General features: G+C 54.2%; 1 protein-coding gene and 1 pseudogene. Both read right to left on the reverse strand.

All coding sequences use genetic code 11. The features are described from left to right. Nucleotides 1–141 (reverse strand): annotated as a pseudogene (locus tag B9P63_RS19510) (IS3 family transposase); the annotation flags it as partial. A 614-nt stretch (nt 142–755) separates the two neighbouring features. Beyond that, nucleotides 756–1061, reverse strand: a complete 306-nt coding sequence (locus tag B9P63_RS19610; protein ID WP_085311686.1) for a transposase — start codon at nt 1059–1061, stop codon at nt 756–758. Between the last annotated feature and the right edge of the window lie 129 nt (nt 1062–1190).

The raw sequence follows: 1190 nt of genomic DNA on the forward strand, positions 1-1190 counted from the left end.
CGGTAATTCTGAAATCCGCATCTTTGACGCAATCGACACAATCGCTGCCCAACGGCTCTCGTGCTGCCCTTGGTTCTCCAAAACCATCCGCACGGAACGCTCGCGCACTTCTGGTGAATATTTGTTCGTTGTCTTGTTCATGATGCTCCATCCTACTCATGAGTTGGAGCCTCCGGCAAACTGGGGGCGGTTCAGTCGCGGAAATCCAAATCCGCATTGCCGTTCTGAACCGCTACACAGCTCTTGGCATACCTATAACACAGGCCATAGGCTAAGTGTCTATGTGGGGTAAGGGGAAGAGCGTCCTCCAGGCATAATTTGTGCATGTATGGATGCCCCCGTTGGTGCAAGAAATTTCTGAACGGTTTGAGTGTGTGATCGGATGCGGTCATGTATCAGGCCTCTCGTTGCGGCGATTGATACAGCCGCGGGCCGGTATGGCGATGCACGAACCAAAGGCAGATCAACAAATCGAGCTCATTGGCTCTTGCACAAAGACTGCTTGGTCTGGTCCGGATCTTTCCGATCATTTTCCCTTACTGTTCATCGATCTCCTCACACGCTCAAGTCCCGGGTTATGATGTCCGTCGCATTGCGCTCATGCCATCGTTGCCGGGGTTCGATAGTCCTCTTGTTTCGTCACCATGGCCCACAGGCCGCGGGCCATTTTGTTTGCCAGTGCAACAGCAACAAGCATGCGGGGTTTACGTTCCAGCATGCCTATCAACCAAGTGTTGTGAGGCGTTCCAAAGCGCTCAACAGCCTGAAGAACAGCCATTGCGCCCGAGATAAGTAACCGGCGAATGTCGCGTTGGCCTATAACACGGCAATCGCTGCTTGCAGCGATGAGAGTGCATCTTCGAGGTCTTACCCAGGCGAGGTTTGCCGCCTGTCGAGTTCTGTTTAGGAACCAACCCCAGCCATGCTGCAAAATCTCGACCTCGGCGAAAGCAGTTCAGATCAGGCGCGAAGGTCTCAATTGCCAATGCTGTGATTGGCCCCACGCCTGGCATCGTCTGGGCCCGTCGTGCCGCCTCAGCTTTTTTGGCAGCACCCTTCATCCTCTGATCCAGCGCAGCAACCTGAACATTGAGACCTTCGATCTGGGCGAGATAAACTTGGGCGAGTTCTCGGACGCCCTCTGGCTGCGGGTTTCACTAATTCCCGGACACGGATTTCAGTAAATCCCG

The organism is Planktotalea arctica (assembly GCF_002105285.1).
Lineage (GTDB): Bacteria > Pseudomonadota > Alphaproteobacteria > Rhodobacterales > Rhodobacteraceae > Planktotalea > Planktotalea arctica.

What these genes read in the sequence shown, in the direction of transcription:
- B9P63_RS19610 (WP_085311686.1), bottom strand. Translation starts at nt 1,061, where the DNA reads ATGAAGGGTGCTGCCAAAAAAGCTGAGGCGGCACGACGGGCCCAGACG.